Origin of the sequence: Maribacter sp., assembly GCA_020629415.1 — a bacterium.
GTDB classification, from domain to species: domain Bacteria; phylum Bacteroidota; class Bacteroidia; order Flavobacteriales; family Flavobacteriaceae; genus Maribacter; species Maribacter huludaoensis.
In genome coordinates this window covers 20,014-45,758 of the sequence record JAHDDL010000015.1, presented here as the reverse complement: position 1 = coordinate 45,758, position 25,745 = coordinate 20,014, and the positions used below count along the sequence as shown (strand labels likewise).

The window sequence follows — 25,745 nt, the reverse complement described above, 5'->3', positions numbered from 1 at the left end:
TCTGGGGTACACAGCTTTTTTTACAACCAAAACGTATTATCTAACCAAAAGCCTTCCACTCCATATCTTCTCATTTGAGTTTTGTAATTTATAGAGGTATAACCCTGGATTTAAATCTTTTCTTTCTACCGTTATCTCATTTTGTCCGGCTATGCTTTCACCTTCCATATGGTGATTTCCTATTAATCTGCCACTCAACGTGTAAATATCAAATTGATATGTATCTGCCTTCTCTTCATAAAAGAATAGACTAGAGCTTTCTACCATAGGATTTGGATATACCACAGACTTGTTTAAATCTGAGTCTACAAATTTTTGACCTGGCTCACGATTATGAAAGTCTATATTTTGTAACTCCATGGACTTCTCTTCTGCATATCCATTATTTGCAAGAAGATTGAACGACACTACTTTTAAATCCGAAAAATCCGTACTTGCATCTGCATCATTTTTAAAATCAGTACCGGACAATGTATACGTATCCATTTTACTATCTAAGTTTACAGTAGTTTTATAGATAGCGCCATCACCCTTTATCAATTGTATTTCTAAGTTACCAGTTCCTTTTGCCTCAAAACTTACTTTACCATAATCACTTAAATCTACTGCAGTAAACCTTGGGCTCAAAGCACGGTAGGCACCTATATAAGTACTGGTAGTACCTTTTAATTTAATATTTCTTTCTACAGGGTAACCATCACCAACATAAGGTCCATCCGCAGGCAAAACTTCATAGTCCGTTACCACAGTTTCATCTGCCGAATCATCTAACCCCCATGGTGCATCTGCCACGAACAGGTCATCTGGTGTGGTTCCCAAACCAGCACTTATTCTAAAACCAAGATCGAACAAAGTACCCGTTTTAAGAGCAACAGAATCTAGATAACCATCTATATCCGCAGAAACTCCCAATACTTCGGTGTTGCTGGTTTCAGTAAGTTTTAACCCTCCTTCCAAGTTTATGCTTTCGGAATTATTCTTATTTACAATATTCAACAACACTTCACCATTCTTATAACTTGCAGACTTTACAAATACCGGTGGCGGGGTTGATCCATTATATTGGGTTATTTCCGCATTGACCTCTAATAGGTTTAAAATTTCATCGGCCATTAGCAATAAATCGTCCACGGAATTAGACCAGATTTGAAAATTATAATATGATGTGTCACTAGCGTAGGCGTCAATATTCCAATGCGATTCTATCGTAAATTTATCATCGGCATTTACTCTTGCAGAAAACGTTAATGCAAATTCCAAACTACCGTCCGGTTGTTTAATAATTGACTTTATAAAATCTTTCTCTCTCAATTGTATGTTTGACACCGATAATAATTGCGCCCCAAGAAAACGATCGCAAATAAACTTACTATGTTCATAAACCGCATTATCTGTTTTAATGACCATTAAGGATCCTAAATTTTCAGTACCGTTCAAATAATCAACCGAATAGATATCAGAGGCGTTCGTTAAATCAAGTAAATCTGTAGGTGAAGATTCTATTGTACTAGTTTCACCAACGACACCTAAGGGTACTAAACTGTTTAAAGGAATTTCATTTATGCCGGTTTTAGAACTTAATCCGTAATAGGCGTTCTTTACCACTTTCTTTGCTGTTTCCTTATCAAAAACATAGTTGGATTTTGCTCTGTTAAAATTTCTTTTACTAATTAAATTTGCCAACCTGTCATTACTTTCCAAACCACCTTTACTGGCACTAGAGGTAGTAACTATTACCGGGCAAGATGCTACACCTGAACAGGAAGGGTCATCACAGTCTACAAGACCGTCACCATCATCATCAATGCCGTTCAAGCAATCTTCTTGTGGAACGGGAGCCGTTGGGCAACGTGCACCATCATTACTAGAAGCTGCAGGACCAAATGCAAATATGTTAGATTTCATATTTCCGCTAACCACATCCTGTACTTGTTCAATTTTATAGACAGAACCTGTTTGGTTGGCAGAAATGTAAAAGTTGCCATCCACATCAAAATAGACCGCTCCAAAAGTATAGCTTAAACCCTCTAAAATAGGTACTTCACCCAAATTGTAGACTTTACCAGTTTGAGGATCAATTTTGTATAATTTTCTACTTCCACCCTCAACCGTATACAACATACCATCGGCGGCATTAAAAGCCCAGTCCGCAATACCTAAACTTTGACTTAATTCAAACGCACCTAAATATTCCAAATAAGTTGGCGAAGCGGGATTGATATCGACCTTAAAATAAGAAGAACCTCCTGCCTTAAAGTAATATATACCATCAGGAGAAATATCACCTACATACTTATTACCGCTTGGTAATTCTGGAATTGTAAATTGATTAACCGTGTAGTCTTTACCTATTCTCACAATTGTGCTTGACGGGGTAGAAAGGTAGCCCCATAAATAACCATCGGTTGCATTATACCCTACTCCGTTTACGTTGCCCGGAGTAATATCTTCGGCAACTAAATAGGAACTACCAGATGCAAGATCTAGTGCATAAATATCATTATATTGAAATAAATATGCGTTATAATCGCAATTGAAAGGTTCTGATTGCGCACTAATACTAAAAGGTAATATAATACCGGCAATGATTGTTATGAACTTTAAAGAAAATAGAGATACGTAGTTTTTTTCCATTATTTCTACAATTTGGGATAATTATTCTTTCTCAAATCTAAAATTAATTTTAAGGAAATTTCTTACAAATATTTGAGATGTATACATAACACGTTCAATTACAATTTATTGTAGATAAATGGCAAAAATCGATGAATGCCCCCTAATGAGCTCTTATTAAGAATATTGTAATGAGATGCTGATTTATTTAACAATACAATTTTAAAATATGGAGTTCTTTCACTATTTTGCAATTCTTATTAGAAATTAAGTATGCAAAAAGTTACCCGTCTTTTTGACTTTCCATATTATCAGCTTGAAAAGCATGCCTTAAAAGCGGCATTGGTGTCAAAAACAAATGGCGAGTGGATTAAAACATCTACTCAAGAATATATAGATAAAGCAAACACTATTAGTCGAGGGCTTTTACGCCTTGGGGTCAAACCCAATGACAAGATTGCCGTAATATCACTTACCAATAGAACAGAGTGGAATATTATGGATATCGGCATTCTTCAACTTGGTGCACAAAACGTCCCAATCTACCCAACAATATCAGAAGAGGATTATGCTTATGTGCTAAATCATTCAGAAGCAAAATTCTGTTTTGTTTCTTGTGACGAAGTATATGAAAAAGTATCTGCAATTAAAGACCAAGTAAAGAGTTTAGAAAACGTATACTCATTTGATGAGATTGCTAATTGTGATAATTGGGAAAAAGTCCTTGAATTAGGTGCAGATACATCTAACCAAGTAGAAGTAGAAAGTTTAATGAACGCCGTTTCACCAAACGATCTGGCAACATTAATTTACACATCTGGTACCACTGGTAGACCCAAAGGGGTTATGCTATCACATAATAATTTGGTAAGTAACGCTATTGAAAGTTCTAAACGTTTTCCTATAGAGGACGGTAAAACAAAGGCATTAAGTTTCTTACCTCTATGCCATGTGTATGAGCGTATGCTAATTTACCTTTATCAGTATAGAGGCGTATCTATATACTATGCAGAGTCGCTTGATAAAATAAGTGACAACCTAAAAGAAACCAGTCCGCATGTTATGACAGCGGTACCACGCCTTTTAGAAAAAGTATACGATAAAATATACGCCAAAGGTACAGAGCTAACCGGTATAAAAAAGAAATTGTTCTTTTGGGCGGTAGATATAGGACTAGCGTACGAGCCCTACGGACAAAATGGTTGGTGGTACGAAAAGAAATTATCTATAGCAAGAAAATTAATTTTCAGTAAATGGAAAGAAGGTTTAGGCGGCAATCTAGGCTTGATAGCATCCGGTAGTGCCGCGTTACAACCACGATTATCAAGAATATTCAATGCTGCGGAATTTGGACTTATGGAAGGCTACGGACTATCCGAAACTTCTCCGGTCATATCAGTTAATGATATGCGCGAAGGCGGATTTAAAATTGGTACCGTAGGAAAACCTATTGGGCAGACCGAAGTCAAAATTGCTTCTGACGGTGAAATTTGTATTAAAGGTCCACAAGTAATGATGGGCTATTATAAGGATGAAGAAAAAACCAAAGAAGTCATTGTTGACGGTTATTTCTTAACGGGAGATATTGGTGAACTTGATAGTGAAGGATTTTTAAAAATCACCGATCGTAAAAAGGAAATGTTCAAAACCTCTGGCGGTAAATATGTAGCGCCACAGCTTTTAGAAAATCGTTTTAAGCAATCTAGATTTATTGAACAGATTATGGTGGTCGGTGAAGGTGAAAAAATGCCTGCCGCTTTAATTCAACCAGACTTTGAGTTTTTAAAAGAATGGGCTTCTATACATCATATTAAGGTATCTGACAATGCCAGTCTCATATCCAATGAAAAAGTCTTAAATAGGTACCAACAAGAAATTGATGAAGCAAATGAGAAATTTGCCAAATGGGAGAAAGTGAAACAGTTTAGACTTACACCAGATGCTTGGAGTATGGAAGGCGGACACCTTACCCCTACCATGAAGTTGAAAAGAAAAATTATAAAGGAAAAATATATTGACCTATATAATGATATCTACCAACATTAACAGTTTCAGTTTCATTTAATAGCGTAGATACTTAATACAATAACTATATATAAACGATGGATGGATTATAAAATGGTCCATCCATCTTTTATAAAATAATAGTTGCAGTAAGCAACCAAACAAGGCAAAAGCCTGTTTCTCGATTACTATAAATCTTTATTATTTGCTGTAGTGTTCTTTCGGTTTTTTAGCTTTAAAAAGTATCATCATCAATGATATAAATTCAAGTAGAAAAAATTAGGAATCATAAATTCCTATACAGCAATTCAAAACAATTTAATAGCGTGTAAAATACCCAGTTGATCAATAAATTCGCAAATTAAACATACACCGTTATCTTAGAAAAAATATTATCTACAACTTTTATAATACGCAATTTTGTTTGTCCTAAATTATCTCCGAAATTGGATAACGAACTAATTTTTAGACCATAAAGAGACTCCTTCTCTATTTTGACGATTATAATTGATAGAAATTTTACATTAATTTATTATGCATGCATAATAAATTTTCTTATATTTGGAAACCAACTAAAGAGTATGAAAGAAGCAACTATAGATTATGCGTTGAGAGCTACATGGCAAGCGGTAGCGAGAATGTATAATGAAGAAGCAAAGAATTTTGATTCTACTATGGCTGTTGGGTTTACTTTATTGAGCATTGACCCAAAGACCGGAACTCCTTCCACGGCATTAGGACCAAAAATGGGCATGGAAGCTACTAGCCTTTCTAGAATTCTAAAAAGCATGGAGCAGAAAGGATTGATTCTTAGGAAACCCAACCCTAACGATGGCAGAGGTGTTCTTATATATTTAACGGATTTCGGTTTAGAAAAAAGAAATGATTCTAAAAGCACTGTTCTTAGATTTAATGAAGCGGTAAAACAAGAAGTTACAGAAGAAAAACTGGAAAGTTTTTTTGAGGTTACGGATGCCATCAACAAGCTCATTGCAGACAAAAAATTATTTTAATACAACTTATCAAATTAATACAGCATAAAGTACATGAACAAGCACATTAAAAAAGTAGCAGTAATTGGCTCAGGAATAATGGGTAGCGGTATAGCCTGTCATTTTGCAAATATTGGCGTAGAGGTTCTATTGTTAGATATTGTTCCTCGTGAACTAAATGATAAAGAAAAAGCTAAAGGTTTAACCTTAGAAGACAAGGTAGTACGCAATAGAATGGTGAACGATTCTTTGACGGCAGCGTTGAAATCAAAACCATCTCCTATTTATCATCAGAAATTTGCAAATCGTATTACCACAGGAAACTTAGAAGATGATATTGCAAAAGTTTCTAAGGTAGATTGGATCATTGAGGTTGTCGTTGAACGTTTGGATATTAAAAAACAGGTTTTCGAGAACTTAGAAAAATATCGTACACCTGGCACCCTTATTACTTCAAATACCTCTGGTATTCCTATTAAATTCATGTCTGAAGGTAGAAGTGAAGATTTCCAGAAACATTTCTGTGGTACACACTTTTTTAACCCGGCACGTTACCTTAAACTTTTTGAAATAATTCCTGGTCCAAAAACAGATGCAGATGTACTTGAGTTTTTAAACGGATACGGTGAAAAGTTCTTAGGTAAAACTTCTGTTGTAGCTAAAGATACCCCGGCATTCATTGGTAATAGAATTGGAATATTCAGTATTCAGAGTCTTTTTCATATGGTTAAAGATATGGATATGACCGTTGAAGAAGTAGATAAATTGACAGGTCCTGTAATTGGCAGACCAAAATCCGCTACATTTAGAACTGTTGATGTTGTTGGTTTAGATACATTGGTGCACGTTGCCAATGGTATTTATGATAACTGTAAGGATGACGAACGTCACGATCTGTTTAAACTACCTGGTTTCATCAATACAATGATGGAAAACAAATGGTTAGGAAGTAAAACAGGACAAGGTTTCTATAAAAAATCTAAAGACGCAAAAGGTAAAACAGAAATATTAACACTTGATTTGGATACGATGGATTATCGTTCTAAAAAGAGTGCGAAATTTGCCACTTTAGAATTGACAAAAACGGTTGATAAAGTTGTTGATCGCTTTGCTGTTCTTTGTGGAGGAAAAGATAAGGCCGGTGAATTCTACCGTAAAAGTTTCGGACAGTTGTTCGCTTACGTATCACATAGAATTCCTGAAATCACAGACGAGCTTTATAAGATAGATGATGCCATGAAAGCTGGGTTTGGTTGGGAACATGGTCCTTTCCAAATTTGGGACGCCGTTGGTTTAGAAAAGGGACTTGAATTCATCAAAGCAGAAGGCTTAGAAGCTGCTGCTTGGGTCAAAGATATGAAGGATGCCGGTAAAGATTCGTTCTATACCGTAAAAGAAGGCAGTACTTATTTTTATGATATTCCGAAAAAATCCATGGAAAAAATACCTGGACAAGATTCATTTATCATATTGGATAATATTAGAAAATCTAAAGAAGTATTTAAAAATGCCGGTGTTGTTGTTGAAGATTTGGGCGATGGTATTTTAAATGTAGAATTCCAATCTAAAATGAATACCATTGGCGGTGATGTTCTAAACGGTCTTAATAAGGCTATAGACATGGCCGAAAAAGATTACAGAGGTTTGGTTGTTGGTAACCAAGCTGCTAACTTCTCTGTAGGTGCAAATATCGGTATGATTTTTATGATGGCCGTTGAGCAAGAATATGATGAGCTTAACATGGCTATTAAATATTTCCAAGATACCATGATGCGCATGCGTTACTCTTCTATCCCTACAATCTCTGCCCCACATGGTATGGCATTGGGTGGTGGATGTGAAATTTCTTTACACGCTGACAAGGTTGTTGCAGCGGCAGAAACCTATATGGGTCTTGTTGAATTTGGTGTCGGTGTTCTTCCTGGCGGAGGTGGTTCCAAGGAAATGGCCTTACGTGCACAAGATACTTTCAAGAAAGGTGATGTTGAATTAAACGTTCTACAAGAATATTTCTTGACCATTGGTATGGCCAAAGTATCTACTTCTGCTTATGAAGCTTATGATTTAGGTTTACTACAAAAAGGCAAGGATGTTGTTGTTGTAAATAAAGACCGCCAAATAGCAACTGCAAAAGCACATGCTATGTTAATGGCAGATTCCGGTTATACACAACCAGCAGCACGTAATGACATAAAAGTATTGGGTAAACAAGCTTTGGGTATGTTCGTTGTTGGTACTGATTCTATGGAGGCTAGCCACTATATTAGTGAACACGACAAGAAAATTGCAAATAAACTTGCTTATGTAATGGCAGGTGGTGATTTATCGGAACCTACTCGAGTATCGGAACAATATTTATTGGATATTGAACGTGAGGCATTCTTATCTCTATGTTCGGAGAGAAAGACCCTTGAACGTATTCAACATATGTTGAAAACGGGTAAGCCGTTACGTAACTAAAATTACGTAACTGTTAGCCTATGGTATTACCTATGGGTTTATTATAAAACAACAATTAAATGCTAATAGCTAAAAGCTAATAGCCAAAAGCATAAAAAATGAAAACTGCATATATAGTAAAAGGATATAGAACTGCTGTTGGAAAAGCTCCAAAAGGTGTTTTCCGCTTTAAGCGTACAGATGAATTGGCTGCCGAGACCATTGAGTATATGATGAAGGAATTGCCACAATTCGATAAAAAACGTATTGATGATGTTATCGTTGGTAACGCAATGCCAGAAGGTTCTCAAGGTCTGAACATGGCAAGGCTAATTTCATTAATGGGATTGGATATTGTTGATGTACCAGGTGTCACCGTAAATAGATTCTGTGCTTCGGGCTTAGAGACTATTGGTGTTGCCGCAGCTAAGATTCAGGCCGGAATGGCAGATTGCATCATTGCCGGAGGCGCAGAAAGTATGAGTTCTGTTCCTATGACAGGTAACAAACCGGAACTAAACTATGACTTGGCAAGTTCTGGTCATGAAGATTACTACTGGGGCATGGGTAATACCGCAGAAGCTGTAGCTAATGAGTACAAGGTTTCAAGAGAAGACCAAGATATCTTTGCTTACAACTCACACATGAAAGCACTAAAAGCGCAAGCGGAAGACCGTTTTCAAAGTCAGATAGCCCCAATAGAAGTAGAAGAAACATACTTGGACGCTAACGGAAAAAAAGCACATCGCAAATATACGGTAACCAAAGATGAAGGACCTAGAAAAGGTACTTCGGTAGAAGTTTTAAACAAACTTCGTCCCGTATTTGCTGCAGGTGGTAGTGTTACCGCGGGAAATTCATCTCAAATGAGTGATGGTGCAGCGTTCGTTTTAATCATGAGCGAAGAAATGGTGAAAGAATTAAATCTTGAGCCTATTGCTCGTTTAGTTAATTATGCTGCCGCAGGTGTACCGCCTAGAATTATGGGTATTGGTCCTGTTGCCGCCATTCCAAAAGCATTGAAGCAGGCGGGATTAAAACAGAACGATATTGATTTGATAGAATTGAACGAAGCATTTGCCTCACAATCATTAGCGGTTATGCGTGAATTAAATCTGAATCAAGATATTGTCAACGTAAATGGTGGTGCTATTGCGCTTGGTCATCCATTAGGTTGCACCGGTGCTAAATTATCCGTACAGTTATTTGATGAAATGCGTAAAAGAAATATGCAGGGCAAATATGGTATGGTAACCATGTGCGTAGGTACAGGTCAAGGTGCGGCAGGTATATTTGAATTTTTAAATTAAAATTTAGAAGCTAGAGAATAGAAAAGAGATTGAAGAATAATGTTTAATGGCTTTTAGGCATAACTATAGAAATTTGAAAATTTGGAAGTTAGGTATGGAAATAGCTAATGATATATCAGATTTATTAGTAAGTCTTCCTAAACATGAAAAGTATGATTTAGGCTCACAAATGAGTCGTTGTTCAATTTCCATCCCAAGTAATATAGCAGAGGGATCGGCTAGAACAGATTAATCATTTAGTCATTTTTTAAATATCTCCATGGGTTCTTCTTTTGAATTAGGAACACAACTATTAATTGCGAATAACAGAAATTATATAACTGATAATAAATTAAAATTACTTGAAGATAAAATTGAAGAATTTAAGAAAATGACAATGGGTTTTCAAAACAGCCTATCTTAATTCTATTTTCTCAATTCTAAATACTAAATACTATTAACAACATGAGTACAGATACAGCAAAAAAAGATATTCTTAGAGGAGGACAGTTCCTTGTAAAGGAAACTAATTGTGAAGACGTTTTCACACTTGAAGATTTAAACGAAGAGCAACGCATGATGCGTGAGAGTACCAAAGAATTTGTTGACAGAGAACTTTGGGCACATTGGGAGCGTTTTGAAAATAAAGATTATGCTTTCACTGAAGAAACTATGCGTAAAGCAGGTGAGTTAGGGTTATTGAGTGTTGCTGTACCGGAATCATATGGTGGTATGGGCATGGGCTTTGTTTCTACTATGTTGGTATGTGATTATATTTCTGGGGCTACTGGATCCTTCAGTACTGCTTTTGGAGCGCATACAGGTATTGGTACAATGCCAATTACCCTTTACGGATCAGAAGAGCAAAAGCAAAAATATGTTCCAAAATTAGCTTCAGGAGAGTGGTTTGGCGCATATTGCCTTACCGAACCAGGTGCTGGATCTGATGCAAACTCAGGAAAAACGAAAGCTGTTCTTTCTGAAGATGGTAAATCTTATAGCATTACAGGTCAGAAAATGTGGATTTCAAATGCAGGTTTCTGTAACATGTTTATTGTATTTGCACGTATTGAAGATGATAAAAACATTACTGGTTTTATCGTTGAAAATGACCCAAGTAACGGAATCACTTTAGGTGATGAGGAAAAGAAATTAGGTATCCACTCCTCTTCTACCCGTCAGGTATTCTTCAATGAAACAAAAGTTTCCGTTGAGAATATGCTTTCTACTAGAGGAAACGGATTTAAGATTGCAATGAACGCTTTAAATGTGGGGCGTATTAAATTGGCCGCTGCTTGTTTAGATGCACAAAGAAGAGTTATTGGTGAAGCTACTAAATATGCTAACGAGCGTATTCAGTTTAAAACTCCTATTATGAACTTTGGCGCCATTAAGTCTAAGATTGCGGATATGGCTACCAGTGTTTATGTAGATGAGTCTGCCAGTTATAGAGCTGCCAAGAATATTGAAGACCGTATTGCTATTCGTGAAGCTGAAGGTAATACACACCAAGAAGCTGAACTAAAAGGTGTTGAAGAATATGCAATTGAATGTTCTATTCTTAAAGTAGCCGTTTCTGAAGATTGCCAAAATACTACTGACGAAGGAATCCAAATTTTTGGTGGTATGGGCTTTAGTGCCGATACTCCTATGGAATCTGCTTGGAGAGATTCAAGAATTGCACGTATTTATGAAGGTACTAACGAAATCAATAGAATGTTGGCCGTTGGTATGCTTGTTAAAAAAGCCATGAAAGGCCATGTAGATCTTTTAGGTCCTGCTACGGCGGTTGGTGAAGAGTTAATGGGTATTCCTTCTTTTGATACTCCTGATTTTTCAGAATTATTTGCCGAAGAAAAAGATATCTTAAAGAGATTAAAAAAAGTATTTTTAATGGTTGCCGGTTCTGCAGTTCAAAAATTTGGACCAGAATTAGAAAAACACCAGCAGTTAATGTTGGCGGCTTCTGATATTCTTATTGAGGTATATATGGCAGAATCTGCTTTATTACGTACAGAGAAAAATGCAAAACGTTTTGGCGAGGAAGCTCAAGCTACACAAATAGCGATGTCTAGATTATATTTGTTCAATGCAACTGAAACCATCATCAATAAAGGAAAAGAAGCTATTATTTCTTTTGCCGAGGGCGATGAGCAAAGAATGATGTTAATGGGACTTAAACGTTTCACGAAATATACAAATTACCCTAATGTAGTTGCTTTACGCACACAAATTGCCGATAAGGTTGCTGCAGACAACGGTTACACGTTTGACTAATTCAGATTACCTTTTGTTGTTTGGTAACTTGAATACTAAACCGTCCCGAATGGGGCGGTTTTTTTTGTTTGGTAAAGATTCATTTTGAAACTATTTTTAAACCATGAACAAGAAATTACTAGAACAGGTTTATAACACTTCAGACTTTAATACGAATGGGCATCAATTAGTTGATCAACTTACTTTGCATTTAAAGGATAAGCTTAATGAAACTTCAAAAAAAGCTATAAATTGGAACAATCCTGATGATGAACTTGAATTTTGGAGAAATTTTCTGATTAATGGAGATAGTAACAACTTGTTCAAAGAAATTACCAATAGAACCACATATATTCACCATCCACATTATATAGGTCACCAAGTAAGTCCGCCAGCACCAATAACCGCATTAACGAGTTTAATCAGCGCTTTACTAAATAACGGAACAGCGGTTTACGAAATGGGCATGTCCTCAAATGCAATAGAACGTATTATCATAAAACTTATATGCCAGAAAATTGGCTTCAATGATTTATCGGGAGGATTTTTAACTTCTGGAGGAACCTTGGCCAACCTAACTGCATTATTAAGCGCCAGAAAAGCCATTACAAAACAAGATATATGGAATGACGGCTGCCAAAATCAATTAGGAATTATGGTGAGCGAAGAAGCACATTATTGCGTTGATCGTGCAGCTAGAATTATGGGACTAGGTGAACAAGGCATCATTAAAGTACCTGTCACAGAATGTTTTAGCATGAATACCGATATTCTAGCGGTCAAATTTAAAGAAGCTGTTGACCAAGGTATAGAAATATTTGCTATTGTAGGTAGTGCCCCCTCTACGGCAACCGGTATTTTTGATGACTTGGAAACCATTGGGAAATTTGCAAAAGAACGAAACATTTGGTTTCATGTTGACGGAGCCCATGGTGGTGCGGGGATATTTTCTAAAAAATACAAACATACCCTCAAAGGTATTGACCAAGCGGATTCGGTTGTTATCGATGGCCATAAAATGATGATGATGCCAGCATTGACCACCGCCCTACTCTTTAAAAATGAAGTCCATGCAAAAACCACTTTTAGTCAAAAAGCCGATTATTTGCTATCGGACTCTGAACATGAAGATTGGTACAACTCTGGCAAACGTACCTTTGAATGTACCAAAAATATGATGGCCATACATTGGTTTACGCTTTTAAAATTATACGGGGAAGAAGTTTTTGACACCAATGTTACCCATCTGTACGACATGGGTGTACAATTTGCAAACATAATAGAGCAAGAAACCAATTTTGAATTGGCGCTAAGACCAATGTCCAATATTGTATGTTTTAGATATTGTGCTCCAGGTTCGGATATTGAAAGCTTAAACATTCTAAATGAAAAAATTCGCCAATTTCTTTTAGAAGATGGCGAATTTTATATTGTACAGACTAAGCTGAAAGGACTACATTATTTACGTGTTACAATCATGAATCCGTTCACTACAGAGCAACATTTAAAAGCCCTAATCGCTAAAATTAAAGCGTATGTTACTGGGTGATTATTCTCTTAAAGATTCCATCATTTGATCCTCACTCTCTTTTTTAGAGAAGTTGATAGCACACTCTATAAGTGCCAAATGTGAATAGGCCTGTGGGAAATTACCCAACAATCTTTTTGTCTTAAAATCAATATCTTCACTAAAGAGACCTAAATGATTACTATAACCTAATAATCGCTCAAAATATTCAAGTGCTTTCTTGCGCTCCCCTATTTTAAACAGGCTATTTATATACCAGAATGTGCATACGGTAAACGATGATGATGGTAGACCAAAGTCATCTTCGTTCTTATATCGGTATAACAATCCGTCATTGCTTAATTCTTTTCCAATAGCGTTAACGGTTTTTATGTAGCGCTCATCTTTGGCTTTCACACAACCATAAGATTCCATCAATAATACAGAGGCATCTAGCTCCTTAGAACCGTACGATTGCGTGTAAGCCCCTACTTCTTCGTTCCATGCATTATCATAGATATCTTTCCAGATTTCAGCTCTAATAGGCTCCCATTTTTCAATTTTATGCTTTTTACCTAACATCTCTGCAACCTTAATGGCACGATCTAAGGCTGTCCAACATAATACTTTCGAGAAGGTAAAATGTCTATCTTCTGCTCTAAACTCCCAAATACCTTTATCGGCATCCTTCCAATTATTGCTAACGATCCAAACGATTCCTTTCGTTATCGCCCATAAATCTTCACCATTTTCAATATCAATGCTGAATTTTACCATCTGCTCATATATCACATCCATCAGAATACCATAAATATCATTCTGTTTTTGGTGATATGCCGCATTACCGATACGTACAGGTTTTGAGCCTTTGTAACCTGCCAAGTGCTCCAATGTTTCTTCGGTTAATTTTTTCTCCTTATTAATACCGTACATGATCTGTAGCTTTTCTGCTTTATCTGGTATTAAATCAATAATGAATTGCAAATAACGTCGAGCGACATTCTTATGACCCAATTCTGATACTACCTTAATTACCATAGAGGCATCACGGATCCAACAAAAGCGATAATCCCAATTACGTACCTCTCCAATAGTTTCTGGCAATGAAGTTGTTGCAGCCGCTAATACGGCACCGGTTTTGTCATAGCTTAAAAGCTTTAAGGTCAGCGCACTTCTAGAAATTTCTTCGTTGAATTTTTTGTAGGTAGGCGTTAAATTAGACCAGTTTAACCAATACACCTTTGTATTTTGCAATTCTAAATACGCTCTTTCCGTGGTTGGCAATAACAATTTCTCGTTGTAGCCCATTAACATAAACTCATCTTGTGTTAACGTGAGCTCTGCGCTGTTTGCAACAGATTCTTTATTGAAAGAGGTATATAAAAAAACAGTATCGAACTTTACATCGTGCGTTAGACTTGCTATGAAATCTTTTTTGATAAAGGTATCGGTGGTACCCATTGCATACTCTAACTTAGGGTCATATAATACCGAAAAACTAGGTTTACCGGAGATATGCTTAAAATACCGTATCAATTCTGGAGGAGAATGATACTTTTTCTCCTCTTTACGATATCTGGGCATAAAATCATGAATCTCAAAATGGTCATTGCCAGATTTAAAGGAAGTTATTAAAATATTGGTATACTGCTCGTACTTCTGTGTAATTTCATAACTATCATCTACATTGATTTCAAAACTTCCTCCAATAGAGTCATCCAATAATTTGGCAAATACTGACGGACTATCAAATTCTGGCAAACAACACCAGTCTATACTTCCTGTCTTTGATATTAATGCGGCACTTCTACAATTTCCTATTATTCCGTAGTCTAAATTATCCATTCAATAAAAATGTTGATTCATATGAGGTTTCAATTGGTATTGCCCTCCTTTTTCCCGAAATTTAGAGAAATAATTATCAAAAAGTAGCAAAAAAATCTCTTTTATGGCGAAAACTATCATTATCTCAAATAGACTACCTGTACAATTACAAATTAGCAATGGCGACATTACTGCGGTACCAAGTGTAGGCGGATTGGCTACTGGAATGAAATCTGTACACTCTGGCGGTGATAGCTTGTGGATAGGTTGGAGCGGATTAACTGACGAAGAAATACCTGAAGAGTTGATACCAAAAATTGATAGTGCACTTGCAGAACATGGTTCTTCAAAAGTAAACTTGACAGAAAAAGAGGTTGACGGATTTTACTACGGATTTAGCAATAGAACCGTTTGGCCACTTTTCCACTACTTTTTGGAATACTCTGAGTTTGAATTGGAGAGCTGGGAAATTTATAAAGCGGTGAACCAGAAATTTGCCGATGCCATTCTTGCCAAAGCGGATAATGAAGATACAATTTGGATTCATGACTACCAGCTGATGTTGGTACCACAAATGGTACGCGCAGAAAGACCTGATATTTCTATTGGCTTCTTTTTACACATTCCCTTTCCTTCATATGAAATCTTTAGAACACTACCATGGAGACGTGAGGTATTGCAAGGTTTGTTAGGTTCAGATTTAATTGGTTTTCATACCTATGACTATGAGCGTCACTTTTTAAGCTCTGTACGCAGACTGTTGGGCTTAGAAGTAAGTTTTAATGACATCTATTTAGATGATAGGGTGATTAAAGTTGATTCCTTCCCTATGGGTATCGATTATAAAAAATTCAGCGAAGCTGCAAAAGAACATTCTCAGCGGACCGAGGATGAAAAATCTGAATTGCAGAAACGACTGGATACCCATAAAAAATCTGCACCAGATGCCAAATTCTTCTTATCTATTGACCGTTTAGATTACACCAAGGGTATTGCAAAACGCCTGAATGCCTTTGAATATTTCCTAAACAAATACCCACAATATAAAGAGAAAGTAAGACTGATTATTCTTGCTGTGCCTTCACGATCTAATGTACCGCAGTACCAATTGCTAAAACGTGAAGTAGATGAACTCGTAGGTCGTATTAACGGGGAACTTTCAACAGTTAGCTGGACACCTATCTGGTATTTCTACAGATCAATGCCTTTTGATAATTTAATTGACCTTTACACTTCTTCAGATATTGCTTGGTTAACACCAATTAGAGATGGTATGAACTTAGTTGCAAAGGAATACATTGCTACCAGAACGGATAAAACGGGTGTATTAATCTTAAGCGAAATGGCCGGCTCTGCCAATGAAATGAACGAGTCCTTACTTATAAATCCCAACAACTTTGAACAAATAGCAGATTCTTTATACGAGGCTATCAACATGCCAAAAGAAGAGCAGATTTCTAGAAATACGTCATTACAAAAACGATTAGAACGTTACAATGTAGAAAAATGGGCGAACGACTTTATGAATTCATTAGTAGGTCAAAAAGAAAAAGACCAAACGTATAAATCGAAAAAATTATCCGAAAACCTCATGAATACCGTGATGAATGATTATAGCAAAGCCAAGAGAAGATTGGTGTTCTTGGATTATGATGGTACATTGGCAGGCTTTCATTCAGACCCACAAAAAGCCTCACCGGACGAGGAGCTATACCAACTTTTAGACGAGATTTCTTCTCAGCCAAATACGGATATGTATTTGATCAGTGGGCGTGACAAAGAAACGTTTACCAAATGGTTCTTGCCCAAAAAATACAATATGATTGTTGAACATGGCGTATGGATCTCACAAGGTGGCGAAGAGTTTAGAATGTTAGAGACCGTAAAGAAAGATTGGATGGAAAAAATTCTACCCGTATTGGAATCTTTTGTAGACCGCACACCAGGTAGCTTTATTGAAGAGAAAAATTACTCTTTGGCATGGCATTACAGAAAAACCGATCCAGATTTTGGTCAAAAACGTTCTGTTGAATTAAATACAGTACTTACCAGTCTTATTGCCAATGATGACCTTAGTGTCTTAAACGGTAACAAGGTTATGGAAATAAAAAGTAGCAATGTAAACAAAGGTAGAGCCTCTATGCGTGTGTTTACGGAACACGAGTACGATTTTGTTTTCGCTATTGGTGATGACTGGACAGATGAGTTTATGTTTCAAGAGCTGCCAGAAGATTCTATTACCGTGAAAGTAGGTCGCCAAAAAACACAAGCAAGATACTTTGTTGATAACACAAAAAATGTTCGTGCAATTTTAAAAAGATTTGCCAACAAAAAATAATGTTATCCACTTACTTATTACAATGAAAAAAAATTTCACGCTTGTCTTCGTAGTTGTTATTTGCTGCCTTGAATCTTATGCTCAACAAGGAACAGAATTGTACCTGGCGGATATAAATTGGTTTAATGACTCATTAAAAATTGGATTCCCAATAAATATTTCTAATAAAGAAGGTTATGACAATCAGCCTTCTTTTTTTTCTGATGATAAAATTTTATTTGCATCAACAAGAACTACTCAAACTGATATTGCTATCTATGATATAAACGAAAAAACAACAGCCTGGCTTTCCAATACTCCTAATGGTAGTGAATATTCTCCGCTAAAAATTCCTGGTAATGAAAATATTTCAGCCGTTCGTTTAGATGACACTGGTCTACAACGTTTATATGCCTATAACGTAAAGACAGGTAAATCAAGGATGTTAATACCAGATTTGAAAGTGGGTTATCATGTTTGGTACACCAAAGACATAATCGTATGTACCGTATTAATTAAAAATCGTATGGATTTGGTGGTATATAATTTAAAGGAAGATACCCATAATATTGTACGGAAAAATGTAGGTAGGTCTTTGCATAAAATTCCCAATACAGAACTAATAAGTTTTATAGCAAAAGAGGGCGAGAATGCAACTGTTACATCCCTAAATCCTAATTCTAAGGAAACAAATGATATCATAACTCTTTTAGAAGATACCCAAGATGTTTGTTGGACGAACAATGGCAAATTACTTACTACCTATGAATCAACAATTTTGTCTTTTGACCCCAAAACGGATACAGAATGGCAGTTGGCATGCCAAATTGATCATCCAGATGTCAACGGCGTATCTAGATTGGCAATTAGTCCAAAAGGAAATTATCTGAGTTTTGTATCTAAAGATTCTCAAAAAACTATTATTGACAAACAAGTAGAAACGTTCAACGCACGAGATGCACAAGCATTTGCCAACTGTTTTTCCAAAAATGTTGTGGTAAAAAACTACCCAAAAGACACCTTGTATATAGGGCGGGAAATTTTAAAGGAAAAATATCAGAGCTTTTATGACCGTACGCCACATATTGATGTAAAAGTATCCTCTAGAATACATTTGGGTAAGACCGTCATTGATCAAGAACAGATAACCATTGGCGATAAACAATTTCAACAAGTTGCCATTTATGAGGTTGACGACTTTATAAATAGCATGACTTTCATAAAAGATATACCAATCAATTACAATCCAGAAATACTTGTACAACAACAGCTTGAGGGCTATAATGCAAAGGACATTGATGCTTTTTTAAATGCTTACGCCAAGAACGTGAAAGTTTATGGTGCTAACGGCGAACTAAGAACAGAGGGAATTGAAAATATGCGTAAGGACTATAATCGTTTTTTTGGCACTACCCCAAACCTTCATTGTGATACCAAGAATAGGATCGTAATAGGTAATATTGTCATTGATGAAGAATTTATTACCGTTAACGGTAATTCTTTTACAGCAATTGGTATTTATGAAATTGAAAACAATAAAATAGCCAAGGTTACTTTTTTACATTGATCTATTGAAGCAAAAGCTACATATTCTACCAATTATAATTATTTCTCAATTTGCCTGTACCTCTACTTGGTTTGCAGGTAACGCGATTATGGAATCGTTGACCAAAAAATTAGATTTTGGTGCAGACATTGTTAGTTACGTCATCTCTTCCGTACAATTCGGATTTATAATAGGTACATTGATTTTTGGAATTCTAATGATTGCTGATCGCTTTTCCCCTTCTAAGGTTTTTATGGTTTGCGCTTTTTTAGCTTCTATTTCAAACCTGTTGTTGGTTTACCCGGATTTAAATGTTGGCGGATTATTATTTGCCAGGTTTAGTACAGGTTTCTTTTTAGCAGGTATCTATCCCGTAGGAATGAAAATAGCTGCAGATTATTATGAAAAAGGTTTGGGCAAAGCATTGGGATTTCTCGTAGGGGCTTTAGTTCTTGGTACCGCCTTTCCATTTTTAATTAAGGGCAGCCCATTGGCCAACCATCCAGATACCGTTATTAAATTGACTTCTAGTATTACTGCAATAGGTGGTTTATTTCTGTTTTTTCTGGTACCCAATGGTCCTTTCAGAGTTGCGAGTGCTACTATAAAACTAGATGCAGGACCCCAACTGTTCAAAAATAAAAAATTCAAAAAAGCTGCTTTCGGCTATTTTGGCCATATGTGGGAACTTTATGCTTTTTGGGCATTTACACCTATCGCAATTCAGTTTTTTGCTTTAGAATCGGCTAGCGAAATTTCTGTATCACTTTGGTCGGGAGTCGTAATAGCCCTTGGCGGATTATCATGTGCCTATGGTGGTCTAATTTCGCAACGCATAGGCAGTAAAAAAGTGGCTCTAATTGCTCTAATAGTATCTGGTTTTTTATGTTTAATATCGCCAATACTATTTTCATTTCCTATATACCTTTTTTTAGCAGGTTGGTGTTTATGGGGAATTGCGGTAACTGCAGATTCACCACAATTCTCAAATTTAGTGGCATCCGCAGTTGCTCCAGAGTTAAAAGGCACAGCACTTACACTAGTAAATTGTATAGGTTTTGCAATAACGATCATCAGTATACAACTTCTAGGATCGCTTCAATCCATCGTGCCTATTTCTCTTTTGTTTATTCCTTTAGCAATAGGTCCACTATTTGGAGTTTATCATTTAATGGCAAAGAATGATGAATAATGGTGTTACCAATTTGTAAGTGACCAAATACTTTATTTTAATGAAATTATGGTCAGCCCTATATTTTACTTAATTTTAGAAACCGATTACCCAAACTAACTTTACTCACTCAAAAAAAAAAAATTGAAATGAAAAGATTTTTACTTCTTGCATTGTTAATCTCGGCTATGACCTTAACAGCACAAAAAGATCAACGTATTTATGATATTATTGATGCCGTCTCTGCCGAACGTATTAAAAACGACGTTACCAAACTCGCAAATTTTGGAACAAGACATACGTTAAGCGATACGGTTTCCAATACCAGGGGAATTGGTGCGGCAAGAAGATGGATCAAAAGTGAATTCGAAAAAACATCTGCGGCATGCAAAGGTTGCTTAAACGTGTTTTATCAAAAAGATTTAGTAAAAAAAGGCGCTAACGACCGTATTGTTAAAGATGTTAAAGTAGTGAACGTACTTGCCGTTCAAAAAGGTACTAAATACCCCAATCGATACATTATTATGAGCGGTGATATTGATTCTCGTGTTAGCGACCCCACCAATTACACTGACGACTCGCCAGGTGCAAATGACAATGCAAGTGGAATGGCAGGAACGTTAGAAGCCGCTCGCGTACTTTCTAAATACACGTTTGAAAATAGTATTATCTACATGGGTCTTTCAGGTGAGGAACAAGGTCTTTTTGGCGGCGATGGCATAGCACAATATGCCAAGGATAAAGGTTGGGAAATAATCGGCATATTCAATAATGATATGATCGGTAATATAAAAGGAGTTGACGGCACTATCAGTAACGTTGATTTTAGAATATTCTCTGAACCTGTACCACCCACAGAAACTGAAAAACAACGTAAAGCAAGACGTTTTTATGGCGGTGAGGTTGATGGTGTTTCTAGACAATTGGCGCGCTACGTACATAAAAACGTGAAGCAATACATGCCAGAGATGAACCCAATGATGATTTATCGTCTAGACCGCTTTGGACGTGGTGGTCACCATAGACCTTTTAACGATGCAGGTTTCCCTGGAATTCGAATTATGGAAGCTCATGAAAACTACACGCAACAACATCAAGATATTCGTGTTGAAGATGGTATTGCATATGGTGATGTTCTAGAACATGTAAATTTTGAGTATGCCGCCAAATTGACCGCGGTAAACGCAATTAACCTTGCCTCTATAGCATGGGCTCCACCTGCCCCAACAACTGTTAAAATTGGTGGTATTGTTGAACCTGCGGCGAAGTTTCAATGGAGTAAGGTAGATGGCGCAAAAGGCTATAAAATTTACTGGAGAGATACCACTTCCCCTACTTGGGATTATAGCAGGTACGTTGGTGATGTTTCTGAATTTGTTTTGGAAGGCATTGTTATTGATAATTATTTTTTCGGAGTATCCGCCGTTGGTAAAGACGGATTTGAAAGTCCGGTTGTATTTCCTAACGGTATTTTCAGATAAAACAAAAGCTTGCTACTTATGAAAAAAATTATCACTTTTTTGGCTTTAGCCATTTGCACATTTACCCAGGCACAAACTTTTACCGAACAAGATACGCTTAGAGGTAGTATTACCCCAGAACGAGAATGGTGGGATCTTAATTACTATCATTTGGATATTGCGGTAGACCCAAATGAGAAATTCATAAGTGGCAAAAACACAATTCGCTATAAAGTGCTAGACCCCCATCAAGTTCTACAAGTAGACCTTCAACCTCCTCTAAGCATTGAAAAGGTTACTCAAGACGGAAAAGAACTTTCCGTAACCCATAATATAAATGCACATTTTATACAGTTGACCAAACCCCAGGTAAAAGGGGAATTCAATGAAATTGTAGTTACCTATTCAGGTCATCCTAAAGAAGCGGTCAATGCACCATGGGATGGTGGATTTTCTTGGAAAAAGGACAACAACGGTAAAGATTTTGTGGCAACCTCTTGCCAAGGTTTAGGTGCCAGTGTCTGGTGGCCCAATAAAGACCATATGTATGATGAGGTAGATAGTATGCTGATCAGTGTAAAAGCTCCAAAAGGTCTTATGAACGTTTCTAATGGTAGGTTACGCAGTGTAAACAAAGAAACTAACATCTACAATTGGTTTGTTTCTAATCCTATCAATAACTACGGCGTAAATGTCAATATTGGGGATTATATTCATTTTAGCGAAATGTACCAAGGTGAAAAAGGTGCTCTTGATATGGACTATTACGTGTTAAAGGATAATCTGGAAAAGGCAAAAGAACATTTTAAGGACGCCCCTAAAATGATGAAAGCTTTTGAATATTGGTTTGGTCCGTATCCATTCTACGAAGACTCTTTTAAATTGGTAGAGGTTCCTTATTTAGGCATGGAACACCAAAGTTCCGTAACTTATGGAAACCAATACAAAAAGGGATATTTAGGAAGGGATCTGTCAAATACGGGGTGGGGATTAAAATTTGACTTTATCATAATACATGAGGCCGGCCATGAGTGGTTTGCCAATAACATTACGTATAAAGATGCCGCAGATATGTGGGTTCATGAAGGGTTTACCTGTTACTCAGAAAGCTTGTTCCTAGACTATCATTATGGTACAGAAGCTGCAAACGCCTACGTTCAAGGAATAAGGAACAATATTAGAAATGACAAACCTATTATTGGTATTTATAATGTAAATCATGAAGGTAGTGGAGATATGTATTATAAAGGCTCTAACATATTGCATACCCTACGCCAAATTGTTGATAATGACAGAAAATGGAGAACTATCTTACGCGGACTTAATTCTGAATTTTATCACAAGACGGTAACTACAGATGAAATTGAAAAGGTTATCGCTTTAGAAATGAAAAGAGATTTAAAACCTTTCTTTGATCAGTATTTAAGAACTACAAAAATTCCGTTTTTGGAATATAAGGTGAAAGGTAATAAGCTCACCTATCGCTTTATCAATACTGTCGAAGATTTTACCATGCCATTGAAAATATACGTAAATGGCACTGCCGCTTGGATAGAACCAACTACTGAATGGAAAACCGAGAAAATTAAAGGTGACTTGAATTCATTAAAGGTAGACCCAAATTTCTATGTTGAAACTAAAAATTAGATCAACGCATTTAACGTTTAGATCTTTAGCGTTCATGAAATGTTAAATAAGGCAAATCTCAATTGTTTCATTCAATTACTTTTGCGCTCATTGTAATAAGCTTTCATGAAGAAAACCCTTGCCAGATATAGAAATAGTGCTTTTAGAAATTTTATTAGAAAGCACTCTAAATATGTGCCAATATTGTTCTTTATAGGTGGGTTTATTTTTGATACCTTAACCTTAGGGCGTATTGACAGAACGTATGACTTAACAGTTTTATGTCTGCACATGACCTCGTTGTCCATAACATTATATCTGTATAATTTAGCAGATGATGGTAAATGGAAAGATACTTTTTTAGCTCGGTATGAAGAGTATTTACCTCTTGCTATTCAATTCTTTTTTGGGGGATTATCAAGTGCCTATGTTATCTATTTCTCAAGGAGTGTTTCGTTGTCAAAAACGGCATCGTTCTTTATTATTCTTGTTTTACTATTAATTGCCAATGAATTTTTAAAAAAACGTATTTCCAATAAGTATCTTCAATTTGGCGTGTATTACTTTATAAGCTTTACGTTTTTCACTTTTATGATTCCTGTTTTTTTAAAGGAATTGAACACCAACATATTTTTAATTTCGGGTGGGGTCAGCTTGGTAAGTACATTGGTTCTTTTAACTATTATCTATAGTAAAAGTCCTAGTACCAGAAAAGAAATTAAGCTAGGAAAAATGGTGTTTATCATCATTGCCATTTACGGAATAATCAATCTATTTTATTTCCTGAAATTGATTCCTCCCGTACCCTTGGCGTTGGATAAAGGTATTGTAGCACATAAAGTCATTCAAAGAAATGGCAACTACGAAGTTACTTATGAGTCTGAAGATTCCTATATATTTTGGAGAAAACATAAATTGGAATTTAGTTATTCTCCAGACCAACCTGTATATATTTTTTCTTCCATTTTTGCGCCTACAGATTTAAAAAAATCCATTTTTCATAGATGGAGAAGGTATAATGAGAAAACCAAGGAATGGGTAATCGTTGAAGATATTGGTTATGATATTACAGGTGGAAGAGATGGCGGATTTAGGGGTTATACGTACAAGACCAATGTAAGTGCCGGAGATTGGGAGGTTCAAGTTTTAACAGAAGAAGAGCAAGTATTAGGGGTCATATCCTTTAAAATAAAACCCATAACAAATCAAAAAAAATTACGGCTTAAAACCTCGTTATTTTAAAAACAAAAAAAATATAATTTTATGAAAATCAAATAATTAGCACTAACCTTAACTATTAATCCTACTAAATTCAATTAATATATTTTTTAATTGTTACGCGTATGAAAACATAGACTACCTTCGCGCCACCTTAAACTCATAAGTGACGCTATATCAAAAGGTTCAATCGGTAGAACGTATCTTCGACCAATTGGATAAGGAGTTAGGCTCCTTTCAAAAATCTACAGGACTTGGCTGTGTAGCCAATTGTGGAAATTGTTGTCTAAAACCAGACATCAACGCTACCGCATTAGAGTTTTTACCACTCGCATATCACCTATTTATAAACGGAGAAGCTGAGCAATGGCTAGAAAATCTTCAAATTGACAAGGACAATAAAATATGTCCTGTTCTAAACAAAATCATTGCCCCAGGTGCAAAGGGTTTTTGTTCAGAATATGCCCATAGGGGACTAATTTGTAGATTGTTCGGTTTTTCTGCCATGTTGCACAAAAATCACAAACCTATGTTAGTGACCTGCAAGCCAATCAAAGAAAATAAATCTGAGGCAGTTGCAAAGGCAGAATTACATATTGCCACAAAAACAAACTATCCACTTATTAGTAACTACTACATGCAAGTCCGTTCTATAGATGAGTCTTTAGGTGAAAACTTGTTTCCAATTAGAATTGCTATTGAGAAGGCCATCCAAACCGTTTTGGCGTATTATGCCTATAGAAAACCACCAGAGACAAGAAAAATAGTCTAATCTATATAAATTAAAATGGTGTTTACACGTACCTTTATAAGTAAGTTAACAATCACTTTTAAAGGAATAGTTTGAAAATTTATGCTATTAGCGGATTGGGTGCCGATCAAAGGGTCTTTGAACACTTAAACCTAGATGTTGAACTGATAGCATTAGATTGGATAACTCCCCATAAAAATGAATCCATTAAAGTTTATGCCAAAAGGTTAAGCGAGGTAATTGAAACGGATGACGAGTTCTGTCTTATCGGTGTTAGTTTTGGAGGGTTAATTGCTACTGAAATAGGCAAAATTCTTAGCCCTATAAAAATTGTTCTTATTTCTTCGGTTCAAACCAAATATGAACTGAGGTCAATTTACAAATGGGTAGGAAATTCAAAAATTATAAAGCTAATACCTACTGCTCTCTTTAATCCTCCTAAAATCATTTCCAAGTAGCTTATGGGAGCCCATAATTCTAAATTATTTTATGAGATTCTTTATGATACGGATCTAAGTTTTGTAAAATGGGCATTACAAGAATTTACCGCATGGCAAAACACAATTACATCTACCAAAGTGCTAAAAATAAATGGCACAAAAGACAAATTGATTCCACCTAGGGGTAAGACAAGAACAAAGCTAATTGAAGGTGGAGAACATTTTATGATCTTTGATAGAGCGGAGGAGATTAGCGAAATCATTAATTTTGAGATTAGAAATACTTAGCACA

17 protein-coding genes and 1 pseudogene are annotated in these 25,745 nt (G+C 36.1%); 16 read left to right on the top strand and 2 right to left on the bottom strand.

Annotation, left to right across the window (positions count from 1 at the left end; translation table 11 throughout):
• Window positions 1–36 precede the first annotated feature (36 nt).
• A complete protein-coding gene (locus tag QZ657_RS08060) occupies window positions 37–2,634 on the bottom strand; it encodes a T9SS type A sorting domain-containing protein (RefSeq protein WP_291966143.1) in 2,598 nt (865 codons plus the stop codon).
• Window positions 2,635–2,886: 252 nt separating this feature from the next.
• Between QZ657_RS08060 and QZ657_RS08055 the strand changes: the two genes are divergently transcribed.
• From QZ657_RS08055 to QZ657_RS08025, 7 genes and pseudogenes are all read left to right on the top strand, one after another.
• Window positions 2,887–4,659: an AMP-dependent synthetase/ligase gene (locus tag QZ657_RS08055; RefSeq protein ID WP_291966141.1), complete on the top strand. Its 1,773-nt coding sequence runs from the start codon at window positions 2,887–2,889 to the stop codon at window positions 4,657–4,659.
• 539 nt (window positions 4,660–5,198) lie between these two features.
• The gene (locus QZ657_RS08050; protein WP_276472196.1) at window positions 5,199–5,630 is read left to right on the top strand and encodes a MarR family winged helix-turn-helix transcriptional regulator; all 432 of its coding nucleotides are present in this window, start codon (window positions 5,199–5,201) and stop codon (window positions 5,628–5,630) included.
• Between the two features lie 33 nt (window positions 5,631–5,663).
• Window positions 5,664–8,069: a 3-hydroxyacyl-CoA dehydrogenase/enoyl-CoA hydratase family protein gene (locus QZ657_RS08045; protein ID WP_291966139.1), complete on the top strand. Its 2,406-nt coding sequence runs from the start codon at window positions 5,664–5,666 to the stop codon at window positions 8,067–8,069.
• Between the two features lie 98 nt (window positions 8,070–8,167).
• Window positions 8,168–9,358 carry an acetyl-CoA C-acyltransferase gene (locus tag QZ657_RS08040; RefSeq protein ID WP_291966137.1) on the top strand — a complete coding sequence of 397 codons (1,191 nt, stop codon included), beginning with the start codon at window positions 8,168–8,170 and terminating at the stop codon, window positions 9,356–9,358.
• 46 nt (window positions 9,359–9,404) lie between these two features.
• Window positions 9,405–9,761: pseudogene (locus QZ657_RS08035) on the top strand (four helix bundle protein).
• Between the two features lie 41 nt (window positions 9,762–9,802).
• Window positions 9,803–11,614, top strand: coding sequence for an acyl-CoA dehydrogenase family protein (locus QZ657_RS08030; protein WP_291966135.1), 1,812 nt, complete (start codon window positions 9,803–9,805; stop codon window positions 11,612–11,614).
• Window positions 11,615–11,717: 103 nt separating this feature from the next.
• On the top strand, window positions 11,718–13,142 hold the full coding sequence (locus QZ657_RS08025) for a pyridoxal phosphate-dependent decarboxylase family protein (protein ID WP_291966132.1): 1,425 nt from the start codon (window positions 11,718–11,720) through the stop codon (window positions 13,140–13,142).
• Here the strand turns inward: QZ657_RS08025 and QZ657_RS08020 are convergent, their stop codons facing one another.
• Window positions 13,143–14,945 carry a glycoside hydrolase family 15 protein gene (locus QZ657_RS08020; RefSeq protein WP_291966130.1) on the bottom strand — a complete coding sequence of 601 codons (1,803 nt, stop codon included), beginning with the start codon at window positions 14,943–14,945 and terminating at the stop codon, window positions 13,143–13,145.
• A gap of 103 nt (window positions 14,946–15,048) precedes the next feature.
• On the opposite strand from QZ657_RS08020, the gene QZ657_RS08015 reads away from it, so the two are divergent.
• The 9 genes from QZ657_RS08015 to QZ657_RS07975 all read left to right on the top strand — a co-directional run bounded on the left by QZ657_RS08015 (window position 15,049) and on the right by QZ657_RS07975 (window position 25,741).
• Window positions 15,049–17,262 carry a bifunctional alpha,alpha-trehalose-phosphate synthase (UDP-forming)/trehalose-phosphatase gene (locus tag QZ657_RS08015; RefSeq protein ID WP_291962015.1) on the top strand — a complete coding sequence of 738 codons (2,214 nt, stop codon included), beginning with the start codon at window positions 15,049–15,051 and terminating at the stop codon, window positions 17,260–17,262.
• Between the two features lie 22 nt (window positions 17,263–17,284).
• Complete coding sequence (locus QZ657_RS08010; protein ID WP_291966128.1) at window positions 17,285–18,808, top strand: nuclear transport factor 2 family protein; 1,524 nt, start codon at window positions 17,285–17,287, stop codon at window positions 18,806–18,808.
• A gap of 4 nt (window positions 18,809–18,812) precedes the next feature.
• Window positions 18,813–19,979: an MFS transporter gene (locus tag QZ657_RS08005; protein ID WP_291966126.1), complete on the top strand. Its 1,167-nt coding sequence runs from the start codon at window positions 18,813–18,815 to the stop codon at window positions 19,977–19,979.
• 128 nt (window positions 19,980–20,107) lie between these two features.
• The gene (locus QZ657_RS08000) at window positions 20,108–21,439 is read left to right on the top strand and encodes a M28 family metallopeptidase (protein ID WP_291966124.1); all 1,332 of its coding nucleotides are present in this window, start codon (window positions 20,108–20,110) and stop codon (window positions 21,437–21,439) included.
• Window positions 21,440–21,457: 18 nt separating this feature from the next.
• The gene (locus QZ657_RS07995) at window positions 21,458–23,065 is read left to right on the top strand and encodes a M1 family metallopeptidase (protein WP_291966122.1); all 1,608 of its coding nucleotides are present in this window, start codon (window positions 21,458–21,460) and stop codon (window positions 23,063–23,065) included.
• A gap of 105 nt (window positions 23,066–23,170) precedes the next feature.
• Window positions 23,171–24,286 carry a DUF2914 domain-containing protein gene (locus QZ657_RS07990; protein ID WP_291966120.1) on the top strand — a complete coding sequence of 372 codons (1,116 nt, stop codon included), beginning with the start codon at window positions 23,171–23,173 and terminating at the stop codon, window positions 24,284–24,286.
• A 142-nt stretch (window positions 24,287–24,428) separates the two neighbouring features.
• Window positions 24,429–25,034 (top strand): YkgJ family cysteine cluster protein, encoded by a 606-nt coding sequence (locus QZ657_RS07985; protein WP_291966118.1) that lies wholly within the window; start codon window positions 24,429–24,431, stop codon window positions 25,032–25,034.
• Between the two features lie 71 nt (window positions 25,035–25,105).
• Window positions 25,106–25,471: an alpha/beta fold hydrolase gene (locus tag QZ657_RS07980; RefSeq protein WP_291966117.1), complete on the top strand. Its 366-nt coding sequence runs from the start codon at window positions 25,106–25,108 to the stop codon at window positions 25,469–25,471.
• A 3-nt stretch (window positions 25,472–25,474) separates the two neighbouring features.
• Window positions 25,475–25,741 carry a hypothetical protein gene (locus tag QZ657_RS07975; protein WP_291966115.1) on the top strand — a complete coding sequence of 89 codons (267 nt, stop codon included), beginning with the start codon at window positions 25,475–25,477 and terminating at the stop codon, window positions 25,739–25,741.
• The last annotated feature ends 4 nt before the right edge of the window (window positions 25,742–25,745 follow it).